Source organism: Dyella sp., from assembly GCF_036568765.1.
GTDB lineage: Bacteria > Pseudomonadota > Gammaproteobacteria > Xanthomonadales > Rhodanobacteraceae > GSA-30.
On record NZ_DATCRY010000232.1, the window covers coordinates 1 to 4,903 of the forward strand.

4 protein-coding genes are annotated in these 4,903 nt (G+C 62.6%); 1 reads left to right on the top strand and 3 read right to left on the bottom strand.

Features of this window, described 5'->3' with window-relative positions; translation table 11 throughout:
* The 3 genes from plsB to VIM98_RS15870 all read right to left on the bottom strand — a co-directional run.
* The coding region (plsB, locus tag VIM98_RS15860; RefSeq protein ID WP_331994080.1) for a glycerol-3-phosphate 1-O-acyltransferase PlsB at positions 1-1,892 on the bottom strand (1,892 nt) is incomplete at its 3' end.
* Positions 1,893-1,925: 33 nt separating this feature from the next.
* Positions 1,926-2,867, bottom strand: a complete 942-nt coding sequence (locus tag VIM98_RS15865) for a hypothetical protein (RefSeq protein WP_331994081.1) — start codon at positions 2,865-2,867, stop codon at positions 1,926-1,928.
* Positions 2,868-3,152: 285 nt separating this feature from the next.
* Positions 3,153-4,055, bottom strand: a complete 903-nt coding sequence (locus VIM98_RS15870; protein ID WP_331994082.1) for a 5'-nucleotidase, lipoprotein e(P4) family — start codon at positions 4,053-4,055, stop codon at positions 3,153-3,155.
* Between the two features lie 143 nt (positions 4,056-4,198).
* Between VIM98_RS15870 and VIM98_RS15875 the strand changes: the two genes are divergently transcribed.
* On the top strand, positions 4,199-4,903 hold a 705-nt coding region (locus VIM98_RS15875; RefSeq protein ID WP_331994083.1), incomplete at its 3' end, for a hypothetical protein.

Sequence of the window (4,903 nt, forward strand, 5' to 3'; positions counted from 1 at the left end):
GCGGTGAGGTGCAGCACGTTGTTGCGGAAATAACTCAGAAGTACCGCTTGCTCGTCTTCGGTGACCAGCACGTCGCCAAGCGGGTGGCGCACGCGGCGAATCCAGCCCATCTGCTCGCCATAGGCGATGATCCCCGCCGGATCCACCGAGGTCAGCGTGACCCGGTCGGAATACGGCAGTTCGGCAATCAGGGACTTCATCAGCTCCAACTGCGCCAGCAAGTCGTTCTCGGCCATGGCGTGCTTGGGGGTAGCCAACAAGGCCAGTGCCAGCAGGTTGATCGGATTGACGTCGGCTGCGCGGTTGATATTGATCTGGATCCGGTCGGCCAGTCGATCGACCACGCTGTTGAGCCATTCCGGCTTGGCGTCGGGGTCGTTGCCCGCAGCGCGCCAGTCGGCGCCGGTTTCCTCCAGCAACGGCGTCAACTCGATCGGCTCGCCGAAGTTCAGTACGACATGGCCGTAGCGCTGGCGCAGTACCTTCAGGCCCCGTACCAGGCCGATCAGAGATTCCTTTTCCTTCGGTTTGCCCGAGAGCTCGCCAGCGTAGGATTTACCTTCCATCAGCTTTTCGTAGCCGATGTAGACCGGCTGGAACAGAACGGGTCGGCGCGGTGCGCGCAGGAACGCGCGTACCGTCATCGCCAGCATGCCGGCGCGTGGCGCCAACAGGCGCCCGGTACGCGAACGGCCGCCCTCGATGAAGTACTCGATCGGCACGCCGCGATCGATCAGCTGGGCGAGGTATTCGTTGAACACCACCGAGTACAACGCATTGCCTTTGAAGCTGCGGCGCAGGAAGAACGCGCCGCCGCGGCGCAGGATCGGGCCGATGACCGGCAGGTTGAGGTTCACGCCCGCAGCGATGTGCGGCACCACGACGCCGGACTGGTGCAACTGGTAGCTCAGCAGCAGATAGTCGGCATGACTGCGATGACAAGGTACGTACACCACCTCATGACCGGGTGCGGCGGCACGCGCCTTGTCGAAATGATGCATGGCAATGCCGTCGTAGAGCTTGTTCCAGAAGTTGGACAAGAGGAACGACACCGAGCGCACGACCGGGTGCGAATAGTCTGCCGCGATCTCCAGCGCCAGTTTGCGCGCCTTGTTCCAGGCCTTGGCGTGGGTCAGATTTTCCTTGCTCATCGAGGAGGCGATCGCCTCACGTACCGGCTCGGCATTGAGTACCGCGTCGACCACCGTGCGCCGGTGCGACAAGTCGGGGCCGATCACTGCCGCGCGGATACGTCGGAAGTGCGTGCGCAGCACGCGCGCCAATTTGCGGGCGAAGCGTTCGGGGCGCATATCGCCGCCCTCGTTGACCACGCTGCGCAGCGAAACCGGCGCGGAGAAATGCACAGCGGTATCGCGGCCGTTGAGCAACAAAGCCAGCATGCGGCGGAAGCGGCCCACGACGATCCAGTTTTCGGAGAACAGTACGCTGAACCAGCCGCTCTCGCGATTGGGGGCGCGGCCGACATAGATCGACACCGGTACGATCTGGATATCGTGATCGGGTCGCGCTTCCAGCGAGCGCAGCAATTGGCCCAGCGGCTCGCTCGGTGCGCGGTGACGGTTGCGGCCGAACAGCCAGCCGTCGCGGCGTGCCAGCGCAAACACGGAGCGCCGCCGGCGTGTCCCCGGCAGCGGCTGCATGGGGCTGGGCAGGCCGGCTTCGCGGCAGGCGCGGTCCAGGATCAGTGCATCGGACAAGCCGTCGCGCTCGATCACATAACAAACCGGCACGCCTGGCTGCAGCAAGGCGGCTGGCTCTGCCGGGTCGCGTCGCAGGCGCACCCAGGGTTCGATGATTTGTCCGGCCAGGTGAAACCACCAAGGCGAGCGGCTACGGGAGGCGGCTTGATCCGCTGTCGAGATAGTCGGCATGCCCTTATTGTAACGATTGCGCGGCTGCGCCTCTTAAGAAGTCGTTTTGGCGGTGACAGTCGATGCCGCAGGCGCCGGTGCGCTGGTGGGCGCGGCAGGCTGGATCAGGCGAACGTGCATATCGCGTGCGTTCTGGATCAGATCCTGGCTATACCAGCGTCCGTCTTGCTGGATTAGTTCCGATTCGGAGGACAGCGGCTTGCCGAGCAGGACGTAGTCGATCTTCACGCGGGCATGTCCATTGGCGTTTTCCAGCGTGGTGAGCTTGACCGAATCGAGCGTCTGGTCGATCGACAGCCCGTACAGGTTGAGTACCTGTTTCACACCTTGGTAGCCGATCGCGTACTTCTGCATCGAGGTGTCGAAATCCATGGTACGCATCTGGTCGGCAGATTTGAGATCCAGCTTGCGAGCGGTATCGACCGTAACGGCTATGGCTTGCTTGGCTTTGTCCTGGTCGAACCAGGGAGCCTGTTGTACCCAGGGGGCGAGGGTATCGACGACCGCGCCGGTCTGGCTCTTCTGCGAGGCCGTCATGCTCTTGTCCTGCTCGATGCCAGTCTTGGCGATCTGCTGGACGATGCCGACCATCACCGGCAACTGGTCGCGGTATTGCTGCGAGAGCTGTGTGAGCTTCGGCTTGAGTTCGGCATATTGCTTGTCTTCCGCGCCCGGCGCGGTCCAGTCGGCGTAGTTCTTGGTGAACTCGGCGCGCTGCTGATCGGTCAGGGGCGCGCGATCCGGATCCGGGCGCGCCCAATCCTGGCGGAAGGTCGCGTAATCCGCTGGCGGAAGGGCATGTTTCCAGAAGCCGGCAAAGTCGCCACTCTTGATCAGGGCTACCGATTGCTGCACGGCTGCTTCCGGTGTCTCGCCACCGGATGTGGCTTCCTGTTTGTCTTTGTCGTGGCAGGCCACCAGCGCGAAGGCGGCGGCAATCGACAATACATAGAAGCGGAAACGAAGGCTGCGCATGGATGCTCTCGCGGTAACCGGTGGCGCCCCGACAAGGGCAGGATGGGCCGGCGGAGCGTAAAGGTGCCTATGGCGGCTAAACAAGGGGGCGAGGCCGGGCGTTCAGGTAAAGAAAACCCCGCGGGCGTTGGGCCTCGCGGGGTAATCCGGCAGAGCCGGAAGGGAAATGGCCTTTGCCTGCAGAGATTCTGAGGTCAGCAGGTTTGGCAGGAGAGATATTACTTGCCTGTTAATGCTAAGGCAATACCTCACATTTTACTATGTAAGTCATTGATTTCAATAATATCAATTGAATCGAAGCGCGTTCATCTTTTGTGCGCGCCGCTGCTCGCGCGGTAGCGTCCAGTCATTGTTGAACAACGCAGGTTCCCAGGAGCCGTAGCTCGGGTTGGGCAGGACGTACCAGCGTGTGCCAATCCAGTTCATATACGGAGCGATGGCCTTGTCGCGGCCTTGGCTGTTGTTGGCAAGTACGGAGACGAAGTCGCCGATCTGGTCGCCGAACTGCATCAGCACGCGATACTTGCTGCCGATCAATTGGCGGCGGCAGCCCTTTTCGGTGCCGATCTGTTCGCAGCCCTCGACGAAGGTGCCCAGGCCCAGGAACGATTCGGGGCCCGCGACCGGCACGCCGGCCTTGCGCAAGTTGGACAATGTGGCTTCGTCGAGGTCCTTGGCGCGGTTGGAGACATAGATGACTGCAATGCCATGCTTGGCAGCGAACTGCGTGAATTCGACCACGCCTGGCAGGGCGCGAGCTTTCTCTTCCTTGCACCAGGCCGCCCAGTCGGCCTCGTTGAACTCGCCGCCGCTCTTGATCAGGCGGGCCTGATAAGGCGAGTTGTCCAGCACCGTTTCGTCGATGTCGAGCACTACGGCCGGCTTCTTGCCGGCGATCGGACTGACGCGATCGTCCTTGGCCAGCGCATCCCATTGCTTGTCCTTCAATGCCGCCAGCAGGCGCGATTGCGCATCGCGGTAAGTCTGCAGGTAGATCAGGTCGTGCTCCTGAGAGTTCTGCATCCATGCCACCGCATTGAGATTATCGTCCGCTGCCGGGCCGGCCGTAGCAGCTTTGGGGGCCTGAGCGGCATGGGAGGAGGCCGGTGCGACCGACCTGGAGGGCGTAGCCGAACAGCCGGCAAGCAGAACGAGCGCGGCGAGAATCGCCGGCAAACGGATGGACATGCGAGTAAACCCCTAGTTGGATGGAGGCGCCGGGCGCCAGAAACAGATCTAAGTTGGCGAAAGTTTACGACAGCACGATTAAAGGCTGGCGGAGTCGACAGGCTGCTGACAGACTCCGCGCAAGTTCCTGTTGCGGTCGATCCATGGAATCCCAGCTGCCCGCTCCTCGCCCCGCTCATCCGATGATTACCCTTGCCAGCTATATTCTGGCGGCATTGGGCCTCTTCCTGGTATTGAAGCTGCACCTGCTGCCGGCCCTGCTGGCCGGACTGCTGGTGTACGTGCTCGTGCAGTCGCTCGCACCATTGCTCGGCCGCAGCGTGCCCAGCGATCGTGCGCGAGTGTTGGTGGTAGCGCTGCTCGGCACCATCGTGGTCGGGTTGCTGATGTTGCTGATCCTGGGGGCGGTGAGCTTCCTGCGCGCCGAGTTCGGCAATCCCGAGCAATTCTGGCAGGGGCAGTTGATGCCGCTGGTCGAAAAGGCGCGCCAGCAAATGCCGCCGACGATTACCGGCTGGCTGCCCGACAGCGTCGATGATTTGCGCGTCATGGCCTTGGAGTTGACCCGCAAGCATGCCGGCAGCCTGCAGCTGCTGGGCAAGGGCGCGGCACGCGCGCTGGTGCATATCCTGATCGGCATGATCCTCGGCGCCATCGTTGCGCTGAGCCGTGCACGCCCGGCGCATCAGGTCGGGCCGCTCGCAGCGGCCTTGAGTCTGCGCTGCCAGCGGCTGGCCGATGCCTTCCACAATATCGTGTTCGCGCAGATCAAGATTTCGTTGGTCAACACCGTATTCACCGCGATCTTCCTGCTGGCCGTGCTGCCCCTGGCCGGTATCCATCTGCCG

What these genes read in the sequence shown, in the direction of transcription:
- VIM98_RS15865 (WP_331994081.1), bottom strand. Translation starts at nt 2,867, where the DNA reads ATGCGCAGCCTTCGTTTCCGCTTCTATGTATTGTCGATTGCCGCCGCC.
- VIM98_RS15870 (WP_331994082.1), bottom strand. Translation starts at nt 4,055, where the DNA reads ATGTCCATCCGTTTGCCGGCGATTCTCGCCGCGCTCGTTCTGCTTGCC.